A 23610-nucleotide genomic window follows, 5' to 3' on the forward strand; every position below is an offset into this window, starting at 1 on the left:
CGGAGGGAGAATCGTGTCGCAGCTACGCCTCGACCCGCACCAGTGTTACCGCAGAGGCCTGACTGACATCGTCCAGACGCTCGACCGTGTAGGCGACAGAGACGGTCGACCCATGATGCTCACGCCAGAAGCGCTGTGGAACGATGAAAATCAGCGGTTTGCCTGCGGTTTCCCGGGTGATTTCACGGTCATCCCGATGATTGAAATATGCACCGTCGCACTTGAGGTAAACCAACTCACCCTCTTGCGTTTGGGCATTGCCGATCACCACAGTGACGCCATCAATCGAATCCTCCGTCAGTAGCACACCATCCTCAGCTTCCAGTACATCAGGCGCATCCAGCTCGCCTAGCAGCAACGGCGTGATCAGTATTCGCGCTGGCTCGGATTCGCGCACCACTCCACCCTCCTGCTCGATTTGGTAGCGTACCGAAACCTCGGCACCAAGATGTGCCGCGATGAATTCAGGCTCGACCCAAAATGACAGGACATCGGAGACTGCGAAGGTTTCGACTTTCAATCGATCGCTGAACGACAGGGGTGATGCGTCGCCAGACCACATTAGCGAAACCTGATCGCCTGCAGCCATGCGGGCGTATGGCTGCAGCGTGATGAGTACGCCTTCAGCGACACGCGCCGGATCCAGCGTCGAGCCACTTGCACCTTCGACGTGCGGCGCCAGCAACTGCGCCCGCGTATCCCCCACAGACAATTGCAGAGGTGCAGACACTGCGGGCTCGGGCAATGTTGCGCTGACGAGTGTCCAGCGGACCTCCAGTGAGCCGCCATCCAAAGCCGCGACGTGTATGCCCTTGATAACAAAAATGACGTCTTTGCCAACCTGAGCTTCGCTTACGAAGCGCACCATTTCATGCTGATAGGCATAGCCCTCGATATCCAGCCCGTCCCAGCTCAACAGCAGCTGATCACCGCTGGCCATGCCTGGATACGCGGCGATACGGACGACGACCTTGCTTTGCGAGGGGTCCAGGACAGTGCCCTGCAACGCATCGAGCGTTGCTGCTGGCAACAATTCACCTGTCTTGCTGGCGCTGGCTGTGTGGCGCATCCGGTAGCAAAACTCGATCTCATGCGTGTTCATTCGCAATTCCATTCCTTGGGCAAAACGCTGTCTTCATTGACGGCGTCGACAGCCAACATTGAACGCGTTTGCGAGCGGTCTCGCTATCAGCTCAATTCGCCGCATCCATGGCGCAAAAGCAATGGGGCCGGTAGGCAACTTACTCAAGATCGAGCGGGTTCCTGCGGGAGACGGCCAGAACTTCCGATTTGGATTTCGACTGTTTCCGAAACTTCTCACGACCACTAGTCCAGATTCAACGGCCAATTGAAGCCTCTTCGTACCTCTTCAACGAGTTGTGTGTTTTAGAGTGGCCCACAGATTCCCCAATGAACTTCTGCGAAAAAAGGTAAGAACATGCAACGGAATGCTGTAACTCGTTATCCCATCCTTCTGGTACACGGCCTGTTCGGATTCGAGCGTATTGGCCATTTCGAGCTGTTTCACGACGTCAAGGTGGCGCTGAAAAACGCTCAAAACCGAGTGTTTGTTCCTCACCTCTCCGCCACCCACAATAACGAAATGAGGGGCGAGCAATTGCTGGCGCAGATTGATCGCGTCCTGCGAGGCACAGGTGTCAGCAAAGTCAACCTCATAGGCCACAGCCAGGGCGCACTGACTGCTCGATACGCGGCGGCGCTTGCTCCGCACGCCGTTGCTTCGGTGACTTCAGTCAGTGGTCCAAACCACGGCTCCGAACTGGCCGACTTCCTGCGCAAGGCTCTGGTTCCGGGTCAGTTGCCGGAAGTGGTCGCGCAAAACGTTGCAACGCTGTTTGCCGACTTCCTTTCACTGCTCAGCGGTAGTGTCAACCTGCCGCAGAACGCGTTGGCGGCGCTCAATGCACTGACCACCGTGGGGGTTGGCGCCTTCAACGACAAATACCCACAGGGGTTGCCCAGCACTTGGGGCGGCGATGGCCCCGGGCAAGTCAATGGCGTGCACTATTACTCCTGGAGCGGAGTGCTACCGGCAAACGGCCTGCCCACTCTCGATCCGATTCAAGGCGTTTACCGGGCGCTATCGCAATATTTCATAACGGAGGGGCAACAGAATGACGGTTTTGTAGGACGCTTCAGCTCCCACCTGGGGCAAGTGATCCGGTCTGACTATCCGCTGAATCACCTGAGCACACTGCGCCGCCCTGCCGATGGCTGCCCCGGCCAACTCGACCCGATTGGTCTTTACGTTGAGCATGCCGCGCGCCTGAAAGCAGCGAATCTGTGATCAGATAGTCGACAATCGCACGGAACTTTGCCGAGAATTCGGCCACTGATTCCGGTAGGCTCCACACTTTACTGAAATAGATTGGAGAGTTTCCCCATGGCTAAAGCCACTGCCCGCCACATCCTTGTTGCCAGCGAAGAAAAGTGCAACGAACTCAAGACCCAGATCGAAGGCGGCGCTGATTTCGCCGAAGTCGCCAAAGCCAATTCCACCTGCCCGTCCAGCCGTCAGGGCGGTGATCTGGGCTCGTTCGGTCCTGGCCAGATGGTCAAGGAATTCGACACCGTGGTCTTCAGCGCGCCGATCAACGTCGTGCAAGGCCCGGTGAAGACCCAGTTCGGTTATCACCTGCTGGAAGTCACCAGCCGTCAGGACTGATCCTTCGTCTGATTGCTATACAACGGCCCGCCTTTTGGTGGGCCGTTGTGTTTCAGTTACACATACGGCTGGCGACTGACGCGCCTCTCGCGTACAACTTGCGCCTATCGATTACCCGGTTCCAAGGCTGACAATGCGACTGGTTTTCCCTACATTGATGCTCACCGCCCTCGCCCTGCTGTCGGGCGCCGCTGGTGTGAACGCTGCACCGCAACATGCGTTGACCGTGTATGGCGAACCCGCCAGATACCCCGCAGACTTCAGTCACTTCGACTACACCAACCCGCTGGCCCCCAAGGGCGGAACGATGCGCCGCTCGGCGCTCGAAATCGGCCACTTCGACCACATCCTTCCTTATATAGACAAAGGCATAGGCGTCAGCCAGATCGACGGCATGCTGTACTCACCGCTGGCACAGCGTTCGATGGACGAGCCGTACACCGTCTACGGTCTGGTCGCGCAAAAAATGGAGCGCTCGGTCGACGGCCTGTCGCTACGGTTCTTTATCAACCCCAAGGCCCGCTTTGCCGACGGTAAGCCGATCACCGCCGAAGACGTGCGTTACACCTTCGATTTGTTGATGACCCAAGGCAGCTTGCGCTATCGCACACAGTTCGCCGACGTCAAAGGCCTCGAAGTGGAAGCACCGCTGACCGTGCGCTTCGATTTCAAAAGCAATGAAAACCGTACCTTGCCACTGGATATCGCGACCCTGCCGGTGTTTCCCGAGCACTGGTGGAAGCGTCGCGATTTTGCCGGCGGCGGTGGTTATGAACCGCCACTGGGCAGCGGACCTTATCGGGTTGGCAAGGTTGACTCGGGACGGAGTATCACGTTCGAGCGCAATGCCGATTGGTGGGGCAAGGATCTGCCGGTCAGCCGCGGTTTGTATAACTTTGATCATTTCAGCATCGAATACTTCGGCGACACCGACGTCGCACGCCAGGTGCTGCGCGGTGGCGCCTATGACTACAACCGCGAGTTTTCCGCCACCGGCTACTCGATCGGTTATGACAGCCCCGCCCTGAGCGACGGGCGGCTGCAAAAAGCCCATCTGGCCACCGAGGCGCCGCAATCTGCCCAGGGATTTGTGTTCAACCTGCAAAAACCGACTTTCCAGGATCGACGCGTGCGTCAGGCATTGGCGATGCTGTGGGATTTCGAGTGGAGCAACCGGCAGATGATGCGCAATCTGTACATCCGCCAGCAAAGCTACTTTTCCAATTCAGATCTGGCGGCGCGGGAGTTGCCCGATGCACAAGAGCTGAAAATCCTTGAACCGTTGCGTGGACAGGTTCCCGACGAGGTCTTCACGAAAGTCTTCGAGGCGCCTAAAACCGATGGCAGCGGCGTGATCCGCGACAAGCAATTGCAAGCCCTCGCATTGCTCGAGCAGGCCGGCTGGAAACCCGACGGCGATCAACTGGTGAATGCCAAAGGCGAGCCGCTGAGTTTTACCTTTCTGGTCAGTCAGAACGGCATCGATCGTCTGTTACTGCCCTACAAGCGCACGCTGAAACAGATCGGCATCGACCTCAACATCCGCCGCATCGACGCCTCGCAGTACGTCAACCGGTTGATGAACCGCGACTACGACATGATCGTCACCGGTTACCCTGTCACTACGTCGCCGGGGGGCGAACTGCTCAACTATTTCGGCTCTGCATCTGCCAACGACCCTGGCGCCAATAACTACATGGTGTTGAAAAACCCTGCAGTGGACACCTTGATCAACGGGCTGATCCGCGCCACGACCAAACCCGACATGCTGCACTACGCCCATGCGCTGGATCGGGTGCTGCAATGGAATTACTACTGGATTCCCAACTACTATCCGCCGGGCAGTTCGACGGTCTGGTGGAACCGTTTCGGCATTCCGTCGGTTCAGGCCAGCAATGACGAAGCCATCGAGAGCTGGTGGGAAATCAGCCGCACGCCGCTGACCAATCAACAGATGACCGCCGAGAAAATCACCCGTGGCAGACCCGGAGGGCCGCGCTGATGTGGGGCTACATACTGCGGCGTTTGCTGCTGATCATTCCGACGCTGGTGATCATTCTGCTGGTCAATTTCGTCATCATTCAAGCTGCGCCCGGTGGCCCGGTCGAGCAGGCGATCGCGCACTTGCAGGGCATTGGCGGGACGAATGTCGGCGGCGGTTCGGGCGAGACCATGAGCGGTACATCACGCGCCAGCCGCGGTCTCGACCCGCAACTGATCAAGGACATCGAAAAACAGTACGGTTTCGACAAACCGGCCCATGAACGCCTGTGGCTGATGTTGAAGAACTACGCGCAACTGGACTTCGGCAAGAGCTTCTTTCGTGGCGCGACGGTCACCGATCTGATTCTGGAAAAAATGCCGGTGACCATCTCGCTCGGGCTGTGGGCGACGCTGATCACTTATCTGGTGTCGATCCCGCTGGGGATCCGCAAAGCCGTGCATCACGGCAGCCATTTCGATATCTGGAGCAGCACGGCGATCATCATTGGCTACGCGATGCCAGCGTTTCTGTTTGCGATGTTCCTGATCGTGGTGTTTGCCGGCGGCACCTCGCTGAACTGGTTTCCGGTGCGAGGTCTGGTCTCGGACAACTTCGAATCGTTGTCGACCCTTGGCAAGATCGCCGACTACTTCTGGCATCTGGTGTTGCCGGTCACCGCGCTGGTGATCGGTGGTTTCGCGACATTGACGATTCTGACCAAGAACTCGTTCCTCAACGAAATCACCCGCCAATACGTGGTCACGGCTCGGGCCAAAGGCTTGAGCGAGCGCCGTGTGCTGTATGGCCACGTGTTCCGCAACGCGATGTTGCTGGTGGTGTCGGGCATTCCTCAAGCCTTTATCAGTGTGTTCTTCGCCGGTTCCCTGCTGATCGAAGTGATCTTCTCTCTCGACGGTCTCGGCCGCATGAGTTACGAAGCGGCCGTTTCCCGGGACTATCCGGTGGTGTTCGGCTCGCTGTTCATCTTCACCCTGTTCGGTTTGCTGATAAAACTGATCGGCGACCTGTGCTACACCCTCGTCGATCCGCGCATCGACTTCGCCGCGAGGAACGCCTGATGTTAAAGCTCTCGCCCCTGGGTCGCCGCCGCTTCGAGCGCTTCAAGAAAAACCGCCGGGGTTGGTGGTCGTTATGGTTGTTTATCGGGCTGTTCGTGGTGACGTTGGGCGGCGAACTGATCGCCAACGACAAACCGCTGATGGTCAGCTATCAGGGCGAGTGGTATTTCCCGGTATTCAAACGCCACACCGAACAGGAGTTCGGCGGGCAACTGCCCTTCCAGGCCGATTACCGCAGCGACTACGTGCAGAACCTGATCCGCAAGGACGGTGGCTGGCTGCTGTTTCCACCGATTCCGTTCAGTGACGACACACCCAATTACGACCTCAACAAACCGGCACCCAGCCCACCCACGGCGGTCAACTGGCTCGGCACCGACGACCAGTCGCGGGATGTGTTGGCGCGGGTGATCTTCGGCGCAAGGGTGTCGATTCTGTTTGCACTGATGCTGACGTTTGTCAGCGCCGTGATCGGCATCGCGGCCGGCGCCTTACAGGGCTATTACGGCGGCTGGGTCGATCTGCTCGGGCAACGTTTGCTGGAGGTGTGGTCCGGGTTGCCGGTGTTGTACCTGCTGATCATCCTCTCCGGTTTCGTCGAACCGAATTTCTGGTGGCTGCTGGGGATCATGGCGCTGTTTTCATGGCTGGCATTGGTGGACGTGGTGCGTGCCGAGTTCCTGCGCGGACGCAATCTGGAATACGTCAAAGCCGCGCGCGCCTTGGGTTTGACTGACCGCAAAGTGATTGTCCGGCACATCCTGCCCAACGCCATGAATGCGACGTTGAGCTATCTGCCGTTCATTCTGACCGGAGCGATTTCCACCCTCACCGCGCTGGACTTCCTTGGATTCGGCATGCCTGCTGGCAGTGCCTCGCTGGGCGAATTGATCGGCCAGGGCAAGCAGAACTTGCAGGCACCGTGGCTCGGACTGACGGCGTTTTTCACGCTGGCGCTGATCCTTTCTTTATTAGTGTTCATCGGCGAAGCGTTACGTGACGCGTTCGACCCTCGATCCTGAAGCGTGACCATGACTGACAACCTGATTGAAATCCGTAATCTGAACGTCGCCTTCCATGGTCAGACCGTGGTGCGCGACCTGTGCCTGGATATCCGCCCCGGTGAATGCCTGGCACTGGTCGGTGAGTCCGGCTCGGGCAAGTCGGTAACGGCGCATTCGATCCTGCAATTGCTCCCCGAAAGCGACGCGCAAACCAGCGGCAGCATTCGCTATCGCGGGCAGGAACTGGTCGGCGCCGATCCGAAGGTCCTGCGTGAATTGCGTGGCAACCGCATCGCGATGATCTTTCAGGAGCCGATGACCTCGCTCAACCCGCTGCACACCATCGAAAAGCAGATCGGCGAGACGCTGTTGCTGCACCGCGGCCTCGGCGGCAAAGAGGCGCAAAAACGCATCCTCGAGCTGCTCGGACTGGTGGGCATCCAGAAACCCAAAGAGCGGCTCAAGGCCTATCCGCATCAGTTATCTGGCGGCCAACGTCAACGGGTGATGATTGCCATGGCGCTGGCCTGCGAACCAGAATTGCTGATCGCCGATGAGCCAACCACCGCGCTCGATGTCACCGTGCAGCGCAAGATCCTGCTGCTGCTCAAATCCCTGCAACAGCGGTTGGGCATGTCACTGCTGTTGATCAGCCACGACCTCAATCTGGTGCGCAGCATTGCCCAGCGTGTCTGTGTGATGAAGGCCGGCGAGATTGTCGAGCAGGCGCCCTGCGAAACACTCTTCACCGAGCCGAAGCATCCTTACAGCTGCGTGCTGCTCAACGCCGAGCCTGATGGCGAAGCGCTGCCCCGTGATGAGCGTGAGAACGTGCTGGAAGTCGATGATCTGCGGGTCGAATTTCTCCTCGGTGGCGGGCTGTTTCAGCGCAAACAGTATTTGCGCGCAGTGGACGGCATCAGCCTGAACATTCAGCGCGGCAAGACCTTGGGCATTGTTGGCGAATCCGGTTCGGGCAAGTCGACGCTCGGTCAGGCGATCCTGCGTTTGCTCGACTCCGAAGGCATTATCCGCTTCCAGGGTGAAGCGCTCGACAGTCTCAACCAGAAGCAACTGCGACCATGGCGTCGGCAGATGCAGGTGGTGTTTCAGGATCCATTCGGCAGCCTTAGCCCGCGGATGTCGGTGGCGCAGATCATCAGCGAAGGTCTGGAAGTGCATTGCGAGTCCACCGCCGATGAATGCGACGAACAGGTGATCCGCGTGCTCAAGGAAGTCGGTCTCGACCCGGACAGCCGTCATCGCTATCCCCACGAGTTTTCCGGTGGTCAGCGCCAACGCATCGCCATTGCCCGGGCGCTGGTACTGAAACCGGCGCTGATTTTGCTCGATGAACCGACCTCGGCACTGGATCGCACGGTGCAGAAACAAGTGGTCGCCCTGCTCCGTGATCTGCAGGAAAAACATGGCCTGACTTATCTGTTCATCAGCCATGACCTGGCGGTGGTACGCGCTCTGGCCCACGACATGATTGTGATCAAGGACGGCAAAGTGGTCGAGCGTGGCGCGAGTCATGAGGTGTTTGATTCGCCGCAGCATCCGTATACCAAAGAGCTGTTGGCAGCGGCGCATCCGGGGTAGGCATAATTGGCGCCCGGCTTGAAATCCAGTCGCTGCTATCGCTGGCAAGCCAGCTCCCACAGGGTTTTCGGTCGCTCACAAATGTTGTGTACACCAATGAAACTGTGGGAGCTGGCTTGCCAGCGATGAGGCCAACACTGGCAACACACATTCAGGATCAGCCTTCATGAACAGCACCGAAAGCCTCAAGGACTACCAACGGGTTCGCACCCTGGCGATCCGCTCGCTGTTCGAGATCATCGAGCAATCGAGTGAAGGCACGGTGATTGTCGATCGCGACGCCAACATCGTCTGGATGAACGAACGCTACGCCCGACGTTTCGGCCTCGAATCTGCTGCAGGTGCGATTGGCAAACCCTGTGAAAGCGTGATCCCCGGCAGTCTGTTGCGTGAAGTGGTGCGCAGCGGGCGGCCGATTCTGCTGGACATGCAGGACACACCGAAAGAGCCGTTGGTGGTGATGCGCCTGCCGATTCACGACGATGCCGGCACGGTGATCGGCGCCATCGGCTTCGCCCTGTTTGATGAGTTGCGCACGCTGTCACCAATGCTCAAGCGCTACCTGAGCATGCAGGAAGAACTGGCCTCGACCCGCTCATTGCTGCGCGCGCGGCAGACCAAGTACAACTTTGCGCACTTCATCGGCACCAGTGCCGCCAGCCTCGAAGTCAAACGTCGCGCTCGCCGTAGCGCCAGTGCCGACTCGCCGGTTTTGTTGCTCGGCGAAACGGGCACCGGCAAGGAACTGTTGGCCCAGGCAATCCACAGTGCTTCGCCACGGGCACACAAGGCTTTTGTCAGCATCAACAGTGCGGCGATCCCCGAGGCGCTGCTCGAAGCGGAATTTTTCGGTACGGCACCGGGCGCCTTCACCGGCGCTGACCGCAAGGGTCGCACCGGCAAACTGCAGATTGCTCAGGGTGGCACGTTGTTCCTCGATGAAATTGGCGACATGCCGTTGCCGCTGCAAAGCAAATTGCTGCGCGTGCTGCAAGAGAAAGAGTTCGAGCCGGTGGGCTCCAATGACGTGATCCAGAGCGACGTGCGGGTGATCGCCGCGACATCGACGGACTTGCAAGCGGCGATCAAACGCGGTGAGTTCCGCGCTGACTTGTATTACCGACTCAACGTATTGCCCATCAATGTGCCGCCGTTACGGGACAGGCTCGACGACCTGCCAGCGCTCAGCGAAGCCATTCTCGAAGAGCTGCGCAGCCAGCACGAACTGCACCGCGAAGCCTTGGCGTTGCTCGGGCAGCATGCCTGGCCGGGCAACATTCGCGAGCTGCGCAACGTACTGGAACGGGCGGCGCTGCTCAGTGATGATTTGATGCTTTCAGAGAGCGACATTCGTGCGGCAATCGGCACGTTTACACCGGTGGAGCGAACCGGCACCCCGGTTGTTGAACCGTTGGCCGAGGAAACTTTCGCCCAGGCTCGAGAGCGGTTTGACCGACAGTTGATCCAGTCTGCGCTTGTGCAATGTGGGGGCAAGGTGCCGGAAGCGGCGGCTCGGCTGGGGCTTGGGCGGTCGACGTTGTATAAGAAGATGGTGGCGTTGGGGATTGCCGAGTCTCAATAGCGAGATACATATCTCCGATGTGAGACGGTTGAATCAAGATCAAAAAATCGCAGCCTTCGGCAGCTCCTACAAGGGTAATTCGCGTCGCCCCTGTAGGAGCTGCCGAAGGCTGCGATCTTTTGATCTCATAAACGTCTCTCTATAGAGACAATGAGCGTGAATTCCCGCAACAAAATCAACCATTCCCCTTACATTTCAATACGTTACGAACTTGGCACGCATCTCGCTACTACTCCTTCCTACATCCGTTTCACCACAAAAATAACAATCGAAGGAGCACACCATGAGTGTGATCATTGCCTTGGCCGCCCTCGCGCTGCTGATGCTCGCGGCCTACCGTGGCTACAGCGTTATCCTTTTTGCCCCGATTGCCGCCCTCGGCGCTGTCCTGTTGACCGACCCTTCCGCCGTCGCCCCTGCCTTCACCGGGGTGTTCATGGAAAAAATGGTCGGTTTCATCAAACTGTATTTTCCCGTGTTCCTGCTCGGCGCCGTGTTCGGCAAGTTGATCGAGGTGTCCGGATTCTCGCGTTCTATCGTCGCTGCGGCGATTCGTCTGCTTGGCACCAGGCAGGCCATGCTGGTGATTGTGCTGGTTTGCGCCGTGCTCACCTACGGTGGCGTTTCGCTGTTCGTCGTGGTGTTTGCGGTCTACCCGTTCGCCGCGGAGATGTTTCGCCAGAGCAATATCCCCAAGCGCCTGATCCCGGCGACCATCGCCCTCGGCGCGTTTTCGTTCACCATGGATGCCTTGCCCGGCACCCCGCAAATCCAGAACATCATTCCCAGCACCTTCTTCAATACCACCGCGTGGGCCGCGCCGTGGCTAGGTGTGATCGGTACGATTTTCGTGTTCTGTGCCGGCATGCTGTTCCTCCAGCGCCAGCGCAACAAGGCCCAGCGTGCCGGTGAGGGTTATGGCACCGAGCTGCGCAATGAGCCGGAAACGGCCGAAGACCTGAAGCTGCCTAACCCGTGGCTTGCGCTGTCGCCGCTGCTGGCGGTGGGCATCATGAACCTGCTGTTTACCCAGTGGATTCCGCAGTGGTACGGCAAGACCCACAGCCTCGCGCTGCCGGGCATGGCCACGCCGGTCACCACGGAAATCGCCAAACTGACGGCGATCTGGGCGGTACAAGCGGCGTTGCTGATCGGCATCCTCATGGTGCTGGTGTTCGGCTTTAAAGCGATTCGCAGCAAATTGGCCGAGGGCAGTAAGAGCGCGGTCAGCGGTGCGTTGCTGGCCGCCATGAACACGGCGTCGGAATACGGTTTTGGCGCGGTGATCGCCTCGCTGCCGGGGTTTCTGGTGCTGGCCGACTGGCTCAAGCAAATCCCCAATCCGCTGGTCAACGAAGCGATCACCGTGACCTTGCTCGCCGGTATCACCGGTTCTGCGTCGGGCGGTATGAGCATTGCCCTGGCGGCGATGTCGGAGCAGTTCATCAGCGCGGCGAACGCGGCGAATATTCCGCTGGAAGTGCTGCACCGGGTGGCCGCGATGGCCAGCGGCGGCATGGACACCCTGCCGCACAACGGCGCGGTGATCACGCTGCTGGCGGTCACCGGTCTGACCCACCGCGAAGCCTACAAAGACATTTTCTGTATTACGCTGATCAAGACCCTGGCGGTTTTCGTGGTGATCGGCACTTTCTACGCCACTGGCATTGTGTGAGGTATTGATGACGACTCTTTCGGGCAAAACCGCACTGGTTACCGGATCCACCAGCGGCATCGGCCTGGGCATTGCCCTCGCGCTGGCCAAGGCCGGGGCCAACGTGATTCTCAACGGCTTCGGCGATGCCGCCAAAGTCATTGCTGAAGTAGCGCAGTCCGGCGGCAAGGTCGGCCATCATCCGGCCGACGTCAGCGACCCGGCGCAGATCGCCGAGATGATTGCGTACGCCGACCGCGAGTTCGGCGGCGTGGACATTCTGGTCAATAACGCTGGCATCCAGCACGTCGCGGCCGTGGAAGAATTTCCGGTCGAGCGCTGGGATTCGATCATCGCCATCAATCTTTCTTCGGTGTTCCACAGCACCCGTCTGAGCCTGCCAGGCATGCGTGCCAAGGGTTGGGGGCGAATCATCAACATTGCCTCCGTCCATGGCCAGGTAGGCTCAACCGGCAAAGCGGCTTATGTCGCGGCCAAACATGGCGTGATCGGGCTGACCAAAGTGGTCGGCCTGGAAACTGCGACCAGTAACGTCACCTGCAACGCTATCTGTCCTGGCTGGGTGTTGACGCCGCTGGTGCAGAAGCAGATCGATGATCGCGCAGCCAAGGGCATCGACCCGCAGCAGGCGCAACATGATTTGCTGGCAGAGAAACAGCCGTCACTGGAATTCGTAACCCCGCAGCATCTGGGCGAACTGGTGCTGTTTCTGTGCAGCGAGGCCGGCAGCCAGGTGCGTGGTGCGGCGTGGAATATTGATGGTGGGTGGTTGGCGCAGTAAGCCGCGCACCCTGTAGGAGTGAGCCTGCTCGCGATAGCGTTGGGTCAGTCAAAGCTGTATCAACTGACACACCGCTATCGCGAGCAGGCTCACTCATACAAGGGATCGATGTGCTACCTGAGCCACGTGTATGAATCAGATAAAAAGAGGCAACCAATGTCCGACATCCTCTGGCAACCCGACACCGACCGCATCGCCAAATCGCGCATGGACACGTTCCGGCGCTGGGTCAATCAGCGCCATTCGCTGAACCTTGGCGACTACTCTGCCCTGCACCAGTGGAGCATCGATCAGCGCGAGGCATTTTGGCAGGCAATCGTTGATTTCTTCGACATCCAATTTCACGCCCAGCCTGACGACGTATTGCGCGAAGGCGCGAAAATGCCCAGCGCCGAATGGTTTCCCGGAGCGACGCTGAATTTCGCCGAACACCTGCTGCGCCGACGTGATGATGCCGTGGCCATAGTGAGCGTGGCGGAAAATGGTCAGCGCGAGCAATTGACCTGGGCCGAACTGGCCCGCGAGGTCGCGGGGTTTCAGTCCAGCCTGCAAGCGGCTGGTGTTGGCCTCGGTGACCGGGTGACGGCGTGCATGCCCAACACCTGGCAGACCCTGGTGGCGATGCTCGCGACCACCAGCCTTGGGGCAATCTGGTCGTGCTCATCACCGGACTTCGGCACCCATGGCGTGATCGACCGCTTCGGCCAGATCGAACCGAACGTACTGATCACCTGCGCCGGCTATCGCTACGCCGGCAAAGAGATCGACCAGACGATCAAGCTCAATGAAATCCTCGAGCAACTGCCGTCGCTGCAACAGCTGATCATCGTGCCTTACGCGCGCTCGCAGGCCCGCGTGGAAGATTATCGAACGCACGCCGATGTCACGCTCTGGGATGATTTCTACAAGCCGGGTGGCGAGCCGTTTTTCGTCCCGGTGCCGTTCGCTCATCCGCTGTACGTGCTGTATTCCAGTGGCACCACCGGCGTGCCGAAATGCATCGTGCACAGCACCGGCGGCGTGCTGCTGCAACACGTCAAGGAACATGGATTGCATGTCGACCTTGGTCCCGAAGACCGCTTGTTCTACTACACAACGTGTGGCTGGATGATGTGGAACTGGCTGGTGTCGGCCCTCGCGGTCGGCAGCGCTGTGGTGCTGTATGACGGTTCGCCCTTTCACCCAGGTCCCGAGCGTTTGCTGGACCTGCTGGAAGATGAGTGCGTCAGCGTATTCGGCACCAGCCCGAAATTCCTCGCAACCCTGGAAAACAGCGACCTCAAGCCCCGCGAAAGCCATGATCTGAGCGCCCTGAAAACCCTGCTCTGCACCGGCTCAGCCTTGTCGCCGCAGAGCTACGACTTCGTCTACCGCGATTTCAAACCGGACGTCTGCCTGGCCTCGATGTCCGGTGGTACCGATATCGTTTCCTGCTTCGTTAACGGCAATCCGCTGTCCCCTGTGCGGCGCGGCGAGATCATGGGCAAGAGCCTGGGCATGGCGGTTGAAGTCTGGAACGACGCGGGTCAGCCGGTGATCGGTGAGAAAGGCGAGTTGGTGTGCACCCGGCATTTTCCGGCGATGCCGATCGGTTTGTGGAATGACCCGGATGACGAGAAGCTGCGCAAATCCTATTTCAGCCTGTTCCCCGGCGTTTGGGCGCAGGGCGATTACGCCGAACAACTGCAACATGGCGCGATGATGATTCACGGCCGCTCCGACGCCGTGCTCAATCCGGGCGGCGTGCGCATCGGTACGGCGGAGATTTATCGGCAGGTTGAAAAAGTCCCGCAAGTGCTCGACAGCGTAGCTATCGGGCAGCAATGGCAGGACGATGTGCGGGTGGTGTTGTTTGTGCGGCTTCAGGACGGTGTTGAACTGAACGAGGCACTGCAAGCGCAGATCCGCCAGGTCATCCGCGCCAACACCACACCCCGCCATGTGCCAGCGAAAATCGTCGAGGTCACGGACATTCCGCGCACGATCAGCGGCAAGGTTGTGGAGCTGGCCGTGAAAAACGTGGTGCACGGATTGCCTGTGAAAAATACCGATGCGTTGGCCAATCCGGAAGCGTTGGAGCAGTTTCGGGATCGATCAGAGCTCAATGATTGAAAGCCTGGGACAGCATATTCGCAGTCCCCCAGTCAAAACGCAGTATTACCCGGAGTCAGACGGAATTCAGCCTGATCAATACCTCGCTTTTTATGGTTTGCCCCCGGCTGGCGATGACAGCGTCGGTCATGATTTCGAAGTTTTTCTCGAATTGAGCGGGGGCCTGATCCAACTGAGCCAGCAGAGACGCCAAGACAGCAATGGAATCTGCGTTTGATACGGCATCATCACTGTTGTAAAAAGCCCCGGCTCCATCAGATTTTGGCAACCGACCCGCCGCGAGATTCAGTAATGGTGCCACGTTGAGGGCTGGGGCATCGTTTAGACGAGCAGCCTTGGCGGAAACCAGTTCAGTCTTGCGAGGGCCCGCACAAACCATCTCGTGAATCAGGTCGTCTGCCACTTCACCGTAGCTAAAGCTCGCTGCATTAAACCGGTCATTAAGATGTTGAGTGCTCACTTGCAAGTATTGAAAATTATCTCGCTCCTGTAACCCGGCCTTTTTCCAATCACTATATTTGCTCTGATCGACTTGAATAATCTGGTTATCGACCTTCGCTACATCTAGAAAAAAGTTACTGATTGATGTGCCATCGAAGTCTAAACGAACAACCTCCATAACAGCCGAAAGCTTGTCGCGCGCCTTGTTCGTGCTACCTAAAAACAGACCGATGGCAAGATCAGTTTTAAGGGCAAACTGCCTCCGCGCCAAGACACTAATGGCGCTTTTCACCTTCATACCTGCTATCGACATACCATTTCGAATTACATGAATCGTGTAATCAATGGGCCGAATGCTTGGAATTAAAACCAAGCTCTTCAAGTCGAAACCATCCAGTGCCTTGCCCCAAGGATTACCGCGACTATTAAGGGCGTACCATCGTTTATTTCTGCTAACGGCGAGCACGCTTGAGATATCAACAGTGGCACCAAGTGCGCGCCATTTGCCTTTTCCGACCCGGGAAAGACTGGCAGCCTTCAGCATATCGATGTATTTATGTCGCCCGGTCAATCTAAATATCTGGGCATTAGCCTTGCCCAACAACCGGGCTGCCTGATGACCAAGTTTAATTCCATTTTTTAATTGCTTTAATCCAAACCCGATGAGAAGGGGTAACGCGGCATCGATCGGATTCAAAATCGATACTGTTAGCGTCAAGCAATATTTTGCGGTTTTAAGGAGCTTGGCGGCCAACGAAATGGACTTGGCGGCAATGCCCAAAATTTTTGCTGGAACGCCCAACACCGCAAAGACAATACCGATAGCGTCCATAGTGCAACCGTAAATACCATCGACAAGTAAATTTCTATCCCCTGACCGCAAGTCCTCAACGCACTTTTTAAAAGGTATGGTCAAGTTGACAAGCCACGTCTCAAACCTTTCATATTTTTTGTCCGCCATCTCTTTATCAGTTAAAACGGTAAGACTCTCAACAAGCTCACTGACACTTCCGACAGGTCTATGCATTACAACGAAATTTGCAATATCCTCGAAATGAGGGCTGACAAAATATTGATATATGCTGTTTTTATTTTCGACGGGCCTTGTCGGCGCCGGAATGGCTCCCAGTTTTTCTATGAATACATTCATGAACCCAGTAGGACGTGAGCCATCCCCAACGTATTTTTTTACGTGCAAAGGAGCACGATAAAATTCAGGCAGCGGACCCTTACCCTCACTCCCATACACTAACCTGGCGGGTGCTTCCATTACTCCAGACGACAGCACAAAGTCTCCTAAAGCGTCGTTTCTTCGACACTCCCCGGTCATACTGAACAGCTCATAGCAGCGCATTTTATTATTATCATACGAAGCGATCATGATCACTCCATAGCGGCCCCGCGCCTTATCATTTATGTTGCAAACCTGCACCGTCCTGGAGTTAGCACTTCCTGCACCAAGAACGCCAGAACCGCTGCCTTGCGGGAACTCCTGTTTCGTATCCGGTTCGCGGACTGTAAAGAAGGCAATTGCACTCCTCCCTAGTATTTCGCGATCTTCGCGCGGCATTCCCGCCAAGCCCAACTTTAAATTAGTTTTAATAGCCCTATGAATATTGCCATGGAATTTCCGAACTTCGGTTTCGAAAACGTGTTGATTTTGCGGCAACCCTGCCAGCCCAGGGTTTGCATGCATAATATGCGGCTCCTGGCTCCAGTTCCAGCCATGCCCGTCTAGCGTACCTTCAATGTACAAATCCAGAATCGAAGCCCTGAAGTCGGAGAAATGATGTGGCCGGAGTATTCGCTGCTCAAAAAAGTCGGTCTCGGCATCGGGTAGTGCCTGCCTCAGCGTTGCCAACGCCAATTGCTTTCGATCCGGTACGGGGGCAAACGCTGTCGCCGTGTTGACCATGGCTTCCAAAAAGGTTTCATAAGCGGCAACCGCACGATCAGAGGCAGCATTGACTGATCCCTCAAGATCACTTCTGGATATCACTTCATTGATCAACGCCCAATCAATAATTGCTTCAATGGCAAGCACACCCTGAAGCTGACCCAATGCATGACTTAGCGAATCTATATCGGCGAACTGCATGACTTCTTTGTAATCAAGGAACCGCACTCCGCCTTTGGAAATAAGTTCGTAAATGCTCACGGCTTGACAGAACGTTACCCAACCGACCGATCCCGCCTTGAGCCAGGACGGAATATTCTTTACCAGCAACCCAGGTGCTGCAGACGACAGCACAAGATGCGAAGCCAAGGGTGCCAACTTGCGCGAAACCTTTTTATTACTGACTAGATGCTCTTCAAAATCCTGGCGAATTTTTTCCAATGTTTCATCAGCTGAGCGACTGGATTCATAAATATCATGACCAGCAATTACGTTCCGCTGCTGACTGCCACCTACCTGGGAATCAAGATCAAGTATGAGCGCCGTATACAGCATTTGTGCCAGGTCTTTATTATCAAGACTCTCGCCAGAGGCGGCACCCCACCAGCCTAATGCCGCAATGTATTTTCTTGCGAGACCATAAGAAAAGGAGTTATAGATGAGCTTATGAATTACATCATCAGCATTTTCCCAGGAAATACCATCATGCAGTACAGGCCTGACCCTTTCGTATAAAGTATCAAGCAAACTTTTTCCACCTTGAACATACTGGGCGGTCATTGCACGGACCTCCTCGTATTGCGAGGCGGTCAACTTAACGCTATCAGCTTCGTGCCCCTCTAACTGTTCCCAGTAACTTTCGATTGCCTCGGGCGCGCGGTACTCCCATTTTAGAAATGCCGCTAATTTTCGGATTTGTTCTCGATCATTAACAGCTGGCACCTTCATGCCGTGAAAGCATAGCCATTGAGCATAACTAGCTTCACCAATAACCGAGGACATGAACCCACCGACTTGATCAGCAACACTCATGAAATAAGTGATATAGGGCTGGGCGTATGGATCGTAGATGACTCTATTTCGAAAGCGGATCTGATCCCAGTCATCGAACTCAGCCACCGCAGGCTCAAAAGATCGATTTGTAACAAGCACTACCCCATCGGGATGATATCGCTTGATAAAATCATTTAGTTCCTTCTTCAAGGGCTTTACCATACAGCCAAGAGAGGAGTGCTCCCGCAACGAAAACCTTTCAGCTTCTAAAGAAATCAGCTCTCCTTCTTTACTGGATACGAGCACTTCAAGCGCATCGGCAATCTCTTTACGCTCCGCCGCATCGGCAAGCAAGCATCGCTCATTATCACGCGTAGTTGAACCATCACTTTCGCTCAAAACACTTCTTGTTTTCACGTCATTTCTCCGCCCAATGTCTTTATTGTTGAAATCAACAGTACAAACATTAACCAGAGAACTGCATTTCTCAATCCGAGATTTATTAACTCAAGTTTCGCTGCCGCGGCAGATCGAGATCCACACCTTCAAAATATCAACCATTCTCACTCTGCCAACTCCCACTCTCCGAACGACTTGTCACCTCCTGCCTTAGATAAATCCAACTTGATTCGTAATCGCAAGTCATTCACAGAGTCTGCGTACTTCAATGCCTCCTCGACACTCACCACTCCTTCTCCAACCAATTTATAAAGGGAAAAATCAAACGTCCGCATCCCCTCCACCACTGACTTCTCCATGATGACTTTAAGTTCACCCAGTTTATTATTTCTAAGTAGATCGCCGATGGTTGGCGTGCCCAGCATTACCTCCACCGCAGCCCTTCGCAGTCCGTCTATCGTCCGAACAAGTCGCTGCGATACACAGGCTTTAAGATTGCTCGCCAATGCCTGCAACAACTGCACCCGACGCTCTTCAGGAAACATATTGATGATTCTTTCCAATGCCTGATTTGCGTTATTGGCGTGCAGGGTCGACAGCACCAGGTGACCGGTTTCGGCAAACGCCAGCGCATGTTCCATGGTTTCTCGGTCACGGATTTCACCGATCAGCACGACGTCGGGAGCTTGGCGCAGGGTATTTTTCAGCGCGGCTTGAAAGCTGCGCGTGTCGACACCGACTTCACGCTGGTTGATGATCGAAAGCCTGTGCCGGTGGATGTACTCGATCGGGTCTTCGATGGTGACGATATGCCCGCTGCTATGGCGGTTGCGGTGATCGATGAGCGCTGCCAGCGACGTTGATTTTCCCGAATCGGTGGCGCCAACAAACAGTATCAGCCCCTGCTTGAGCATCACGGTTTCGAGCAATACTGGCGGCAGCTTGAGATCTTCGAAACGCGGAATATCGAGTTTGACGTTGCGGATCACAATGGATACATCGTTACGCTGTTTAAAGATGTTGACCCGGAAACGGCCGATGCCGGGGCGCGAGATTGCCAGGTTCATTTCCAGATCCCGGTCGAACTCCCGGCGCTGCTCGGCGTCCATCAGGGAGGTGGCAACCGTTGCCACCTCGCCCGGTTTGAAAGGTTGTTCGCTGAGCGGCGTCAGTACGCCTTCAAAACGTGCACTGGGCGGTGCGCCCGTGGAGAGGAACAGATCCGAACCATGACGACTCGCCAGTTGTTTGAGCAGTGCATCGATTTCCATGGCTAAAAGCACCTGCGAAGCTTGCAATGAACAGAGAGGACCCGCGCCGTGACGCCGCGAGCCAATGCGCGTCTATCAGACTAGGATAGTAGACGCCGCCCTACCGACTGACGCTCAGGATGCAACGATGAACGCTGTACCAACCAGCAACGACGCCCAGGCACTGATTGCCCGTACCGATTGGAGCCGCAGCCCTCTGGGCGCTGCTGGCACCTGGCCGCAGAGCCTGCGCACCGCCGTGGACATCGTGATTCACTCGCCGATGCCGATGTTGCTGATGTGGGGTCCGGAGTTGACGCAGATCTACAACAATGGCTTTGCCCTGCTCGCCGGGAGCAAACACCCACACGCTTTCGGACAGCCGGCGCACCAGATATGGCCAGAACTTCGAGACTTTACCGACCCGATTTACAGCGCCGTCCTACAAGGTCAGGTACGCACCTACAGCGAACAGCGCTTCACCCTGCAACGCGATGGCAAGGATTCAGACTTCTGGCTTGACCTGACGTACAGTCCGATCCGCGATGAACGTGCACAGGTGGCCGGGATCCTGGTCACCGCGATTGAAACCAACGAACGGCGGCGCATCGCTCTGGAGTTGCAGCAGCGTTCGGACGAGAGCCTCAGGGTTCAGCGCGACACCGAAGAGCGACTGCAACTGGCGCTCGCCGCCACCGATGCGGTTGGCACCTGGGACTGGGACATCGGTGAAGATCGTTTTATTGCCGACGCGCACTTTGCCCAGTTGCACGGCATTGATCCGGCACGCGCCGGGCAATTGCCCATCAGCGATTACCTGAACGGCGTTCACCCCGAAGACCGTGCGCTGGTCGCCCGCAGCATCAAACATTGCATCACCCACGGCACGGAATACGCCGAGGAATACCGCTTGCTGATGCCCGGCGGCGAGCAGCGCTGGGTATTCGCCCGCGGCCGTTGCTACAAGGATCACCATGGCCGGCCGGTGCGTTTTCTAGGCGCAGCGCTGGACCTGACAGAGCGCAAACAAACTGAACAGGCGTTGCGCCAGAGTCAGACCGAATTACAGCTGATCATCAACGCCATGCCGATCCTGATCAGCTATGTCGACCACGAAGAACGCTTTCGACTGAACAACGCGGCGTATCTCGACTGGTACGGTCTGACGCCGCAAGAGCTGTATGGCCGCACTATTCGCGAGGTGATCGGCGAAGAAGCCTATTTCCTGCGTTCGCCGTACATCGGCGAGGCGCTGGCCGGACGGCCCTGCTCGTTCAGCCTGTACACGCCGCATCGCGACGGCAGCACCCGGCATGCGCTGATGAACTACTTGCCCCGCCACGGCGCGGACGGCGCGGTCAACGGCTTCTACATCTTTGTGATCGACGAGTCCGAGCGCAAGAAAACCGAAGAGGCGCTGCGCAATCTCAACGAGACCCTTGAAGAACGCGTCAGCGCCCGCACCGAACAATTGGCCCAGGCCAATGAGCGCTTGCAGAACGAGATGTTCGAACGCGAGCGCGCCGAAGATGCGTTGCGCCATGCGCAGAAAATGGAAGCAGTCGGTCAGCTCACCGGAGGCATCGCCCATGACTTCAACAACATGCTCACCGGGATCATCGGCAGCCTCGACCTGATGCAACGCTACATCGCCAATGGTCGGGCCGACGAGATCGGGCGTTTTACCGAAGCCGCTGTGTCGTCCGCCAACCGTGCCGCTGCGCTGACCCACCGCTTGCTGGCGTTTTCACGGCGCCAGTCACTGGATCGCAAAACCCTCGACGTCAACGCGCTGATCCATTCGCTGGAAGATCTGATCCGTCGCACCAAGGGCGATCCGATCGCGCTCACGTTGCGCCTCGCCGAAAACCTCTGGCCGGTCAGCACCGACGTCAGCCAATTGGAAAACGCCCTGCTCAACCTGGTGATCAACGCCCGCGACGCCATGCCCGATGGCGGTGAATTGCTGATCGAAACGGCCAACGTTTATCTCGACGGCAATGACATCACCACGCTGGAGCCGGTCAAGGCCGGCGATTACCTGATGCTGGCGGTCAGCGATAACGGCAGCGGCATGACCCCTTCGGTGCGCTCCAAGGCATTCGATCCGTTTTTCACCACCAAACCTATTGGCCAGGGAACCGGTCTGGGATTGTCGATGATTTATGGTTTCGCCCAGCAATCGGGCGGCCATGTCAGCCTCGACAGCCTGCCGGACCAGGGTACTTGCGTGCGTCTGTACTTGCCGCGCTTGCATGGCAGCGAGCCGCAAAGCCCGGAGGCTGACCGCGTTGAGCAACCTGCGCCCATCGCCGCCGGTGAAACCGTGATGGTGGTCGAAGACGACCCGGCGGTGCGCATGCTGGTGCTCGATTTGCTCAGGGAGTTGGGCTACACCGCCTACGAGGCCGAAGACGCCAACACGGCTCTGCCGGTGCTGGAATCGAATGTACGCGTCGATCTGCTGGTCACCGACGTCGGACTGCCGGGCATGAACGGTCGGCAACTGGCGGAAATCGCTCGCCAGCATCATCCGGGGCTCAAGGTGCTGTTCATGACCGGGTATGCGCAGAAAGCCGCCGAGCGTCAGGGCTTTCTCGAGGATGGCATGGACATGGTGGCCAAACCGTTTTCGAATGAGCTGCTGGCCAGCAAGATCCGCACGATGATCAGCCAGACGCCTTGAGTTGAGGCATAATCCGCGCCCCGCCGTCACCCCGTTATCAGGTACCGCACGATGAAAGCCCAAGCCCGCCACATTCTGGTGAAAACCGCCGAAGAGGCCGAACAGCTCAAACAACGCATCGCCAAGGGTGAAGCGTTTGATGTATTGGCGAAAAAATTCTCGACATGCCCGTCCGGCAAACGCGGCGGCGATCTGGGTGAAGTCCGGCCGGGGCAGATGGTCGGTGCGATTGATGCGGTGATCTTCAAGAAGCCACTGCGCACGGTGCATGGGCCGATCAAGAGCAAGTTCGGGTATCACCTGGTGCAGGTGTTTTACCGCGATTGAGCTTCACACGTTCCCTGCTTGAACACCCTCCCTGTAGGAGCTGCCGAAGGCTGCGATCTTTTGATTTTGTTTTTTTCAGGATCAACATCAAAAGATCGCAGCCTTCGGCAGCTCCTACAGGGGTTGTGGTTCAGGTTCTGGGGATGAGTGCTCCGGGGATCTGAATCACCTGGCTGGCCAATCGATGCCCGGCCTCGGCCGCATCGACAGGACTTGCCCCCATCAACCGACTCGCCAGATAAGCCGCACTGAACGAATCCCCCGCCGCCGTGGTGTCCACCACCTTCTCGACTTTCTGTGCCGGCACTGCAAACGCCTCACCATCACAACGAATCAAACACGCCTCGGCGCCGCGCTTGAGCACCACTTCTGGTGTGCCAATCTGCGCGTAAGCCTCGAACACCGCGTCGCAGTCACTGAAGCCAAACAGCGCCTGCTCGTCATCCACGGTCAGCAACGCCAGATCGATGTGCGGCAACACGCTGCGATAAGCGGCTCTTGCCTCCGCCACTGAAGCCCACAGACGTGGCCGGTAGTTGTTGTCGAAGACGATCCGCGCATCACGCTGACGAGCGTCGATCAGGGTCTGGATCAGTCTTTCCCTGCCCTGCGCGCCGAGCACGGCCAGGGTGATGCCGCTGAAATACAGCACGTCGTAATCCGGCAGCGCTGCCAAAATCGGCTCGGCTGCCGGGGTGGTGAAGCAATCGCGGACGGCCGCTTCGTTGCGCCAGTAGAGAAAGCGTCGCTCGCCGTTGGCGTCGGTCTGGATGCAATACAGACCCGGCAAGCGTCCGGGCAGACGCTGCACGAGATCGAGGCCGATGCCTTCGCTCGACCAACTCTGGCACATGGCGTCGCTGAAGCTGTCATCGCCAAGCGCAGTGACGTAGTCGACTTGCGCTTTGTCGCCCAAGGCGCGCGACAGGTAGACGGCGGTGTTGAGGGTATCGCCGCCGAAGCTTTGCTGCAGGCTGCCGCCGGCGCGCTGCTGCAGTTCGATCATGCATTCGCCGATCAGGGCGATGCGTGGGGTGTTGGGGCCCAGGGGGCTGAGGGTGGTCATTTTTTTATGGTGTCTCTGGTTGATCGATGGTGTCTGATCTGGCCCC

Annotated in this window: 16 protein-coding genes; 12 read left to right on the forward strand and 4 right to left on the reverse strand. The window is 57.3% G+C overall.

The features are described 5' to 3' along the window. Positions 1 to 22: 22 nt before the first annotated feature. Positions 23 to 1102, reverse strand: a complete 1080-nt coding sequence (locus ICA15_RS07315; RefSeq protein ID WP_210552852.1) for a hypothetical protein — start codon at positions 1100 to 1102, stop codon at positions 23 to 25. Between the two features lie 336 nt (positions 1103 to 1438). On the opposite strand from ICA15_RS07315, the gene ICA15_RS07320 reads away from it, so the two are divergent. From ICA15_RS07320 to ICA15_RS07365, 10 genes are all read left to right on the forward strand, one after another. After that, on the forward strand, positions 1439 to 2308 hold the full coding sequence (locus ICA15_RS07320; protein ID WP_150615471.1) for an esterase/lipase family protein: 870 nt from the start codon (positions 1439 to 1441) through the stop codon (positions 2306 to 2308). Between the two features lie 96 nt (positions 2309 to 2404). After that, complete coding sequence (locus ICA15_RS07325) at positions 2405 to 2686, forward strand: peptidylprolyl isomerase (protein WP_150615470.1); 282 nt, start codon at positions 2405 to 2407, stop codon at positions 2684 to 2686. Between the two features lie 133 nt (positions 2687 to 2819). Next, on the forward strand, positions 2820 to 4688 hold the full coding sequence (locus tag ICA15_RS07330; protein WP_210552853.1) for an extracellular solute-binding protein: 1869 nt from the start codon (positions 2820 to 2822) through the stop codon (positions 4686 to 4688). Continuing rightward, complete coding sequence (locus tag ICA15_RS07335) at positions 4688 to 5749, forward strand: microcin C ABC transporter permease YejB (RefSeq protein ID WP_150602444.1); 1062 nt, start codon at positions 4688 to 4690, stop codon at positions 5747 to 5749. Before ICA15_RS07330 ends, ICA15_RS07335 begins: the two co-directional genes overlap by 1 nt. Beyond that, entirely contained in the window at positions 5749 to 6771 is a 1023-nt protein-coding gene (locus ICA15_RS07340) for an ABC transporter permease (protein WP_150615468.1), read from the forward strand. The genes ICA15_RS07335 and ICA15_RS07340 overlap by 1 nt, the downstream gene beginning before the upstream one ends. Positions 6772 to 6780: 9 nt before the next feature. After that, positions 6781 to 8355, forward strand: a complete 1575-nt coding sequence (locus ICA15_RS07345) for an ABC transporter ATP-binding protein (RefSeq protein ID WP_210552854.1) — start codon at positions 6781 to 6783, stop codon at positions 8353 to 8355. A 166-nt stretch (positions 8356 to 8521) separates the two neighbouring features. Further along, positions 8522 to 9937 carry a sigma-54 interaction domain-containing protein gene (locus tag ICA15_RS07350; RefSeq protein WP_210552855.1) on the forward strand — a complete coding sequence of 472 codons (1416 nt, stop codon included), beginning with the start codon at positions 8522 to 8524 and terminating at the stop codon, positions 9935 to 9937. A gap of 283 nt (positions 9938 to 10220) precedes the next feature. Next, positions 10221 to 11612, forward strand: coding sequence for a GntP family permease (locus tag ICA15_RS07355; RefSeq protein WP_210552856.1), 1392 nt, complete (start codon positions 10221 to 10223; stop codon positions 11610 to 11612). Between the two features lie 7 nt (positions 11613 to 11619). Then, entirely contained in the window at positions 11620 to 12393 is a 774-nt protein-coding gene (gene hbdH / locus ICA15_RS07360) for a 3-hydroxybutyrate dehydrogenase (protein ID WP_210552857.1), read from the forward strand. 156 nt (positions 12394 to 12549) lie between these two features. Further along, the gene (locus ICA15_RS07365; RefSeq protein ID WP_210552858.1) at positions 12550 to 14505 is read left to right on the forward strand and encodes an acetoacetate--CoA ligase; all 1956 of its coding nucleotides are present in this window, start codon (positions 12550 to 12552) and stop codon (positions 14503 to 14505) included. Positions 14506 to 14560: 55 nt separating this feature from the next. Here ICA15_RS07365 and ICA15_RS07370 read toward each other — a convergent pair whose 3' ends face one another. Then, positions 14561 to 18253, reverse strand: a complete 3693-nt coding sequence (locus ICA15_RS07370; protein ID WP_210552859.1) for a hypothetical protein — start codon at positions 18251 to 18253, stop codon at positions 14561 to 14563. 146 nt (positions 18254 to 18399) lie between these two features. Next, positions 18400 to 19506, reverse strand: a complete 1107-nt coding sequence (locus ICA15_RS07375) for a PilT/PilU family type 4a pilus ATPase (RefSeq protein ID WP_210552860.1) — start codon at positions 19504 to 19506, stop codon at positions 18400 to 18402. Positions 19507 to 19633: 127 nt separating this feature from the next. On the opposite strand from ICA15_RS07375, the gene ICA15_RS07380 reads away from it, so the two are divergent. Further along, the gene (locus ICA15_RS07380) at positions 19634 to 22171 is read left to right on the forward strand and encodes a PAS domain-containing protein (RefSeq protein ID WP_210552861.1); all 2538 of its coding nucleotides are present in this window, start codon (positions 19634 to 19636) and stop codon (positions 22169 to 22171) included. A gap of 51 nt (positions 22172 to 22222) precedes the next feature. After that, entirely contained in the window at positions 22223 to 22498 is a 276-nt protein-coding gene (locus ICA15_RS07385; protein WP_007912322.1) for a peptidylprolyl isomerase, read from the forward strand. Positions 22499 to 22628: 130 nt separating this feature from the next. Here the strand turns inward: ICA15_RS07385 and ICA15_RS07390 are convergent, their stop codons facing one another. Further along, entirely contained in the window at positions 22629 to 23564 is a 936-nt protein-coding gene (locus ICA15_RS07390) for a sugar kinase (protein WP_210552862.1), read from the reverse strand. Positions 23565 to 23610 lie beyond the last annotated feature (46 nt).

This window comes from Pseudomonas sp. P116, from assembly GCF_020149425.1.
GTDB lineage: Bacteria > Pseudomonadota > Gammaproteobacteria > Pseudomonadales > Pseudomonadaceae > Aquipseudomonas > Aquipseudomonas anatoliensis.

Bases quoted from the DNA above. Each gene is read 5' to 3' on its own strand.
- ICA15_RS07330 (WP_210552853.1), top strand. From the start codon at position 2,820: ATGCGACTGGTTTTCCCTACATTGATGCTCACCGCCCTCGCCCTGCTG.
- ICA15_RS07350 (WP_210552855.1), top strand. From the start codon at position 8,522: ATGAACAGCACCGAAAGCCTCAAGGACTACCAACGGGTTCGCACCCTG.
- ICA15_RS07315 (WP_210552852.1), bottom strand. From the start codon at position 1,102: ATGAACACGCATGAGATCGAGTTTTGCTACCGGATGCGCCACACAGCC.
- ICA15_RS07335 (WP_150602444.1), top strand. From the start codon at position 4,688: ATGTGGGGCTACATACTGCGGCGTTTGCTGCTGATCATTCCGACGCTG.
- ICA15_RS07385 (WP_007912322.1), top strand. From the start codon at position 22,223: ATGAAAGCCCAAGCCCGCCACATTCTGGTGAAAACCGCCGAAGAGGCC.
- ICA15_RS07365 (WP_210552858.1), top strand. From the start codon at position 12,550: ATGTCCGACATCCTCTGGCAACCCGACACCGACCGCATCGCCAAATCG.
- ICA15_RS07340 (WP_150615468.1), top strand. From the start codon at position 5,749: ATGTTAAAGCTCTCGCCCCTGGGTCGCCGCCGCTTCGAGCGCTTCAAG.
- ICA15_RS07325 (WP_150615470.1), top strand. From the start codon at position 2,405: ATGGCTAAAGCCACTGCCCGCCACATCCTTGTTGCCAGCGAAGAAAAG.
- ICA15_RS07375 (WP_210552860.1), bottom strand. From the start codon at position 19,506: ATGGAAATCGATGCACTGCTCAAACAACTGGCGAGTCGTCATGGTTCG.
- ICA15_RS07345 (WP_210552854.1), top strand. From the start codon at position 6,781: ATGACTGACAACCTGATTGAAATCCGTAATCTGAACGTCGCCTTCCAT.
- hbdH (WP_210552857.1), top strand. From the start codon at position 11,620: ATGACGACTCTTTCGGGCAAAACCGCACTGGTTACCGGATCCACCAGC.
- ICA15_RS07355 (WP_210552856.1), top strand. From the start codon at position 10,221: ATGAGTGTGATCATTGCCTTGGCCGCCCTCGCGCTGCTGATGCTCGCG.
- ICA15_RS07320 (WP_150615471.1), top strand. From the start codon at position 1,439: ATGCAACGGAATGCTGTAACTCGTTATCCCATCCTTCTGGTACACGGC.
- ICA15_RS07390 (WP_210552862.1), bottom strand. From the start codon at position 23,564: ATGACCACCCTCAGCCCCCTGGGCCCCAACACCCCACGCATCGCCCTG.
- ICA15_RS07380 (WP_210552861.1), top strand. From the start codon at position 19,634: ATGAACGCTGTACCAACCAGCAACGACGCCCAGGCACTGATTGCCCGT.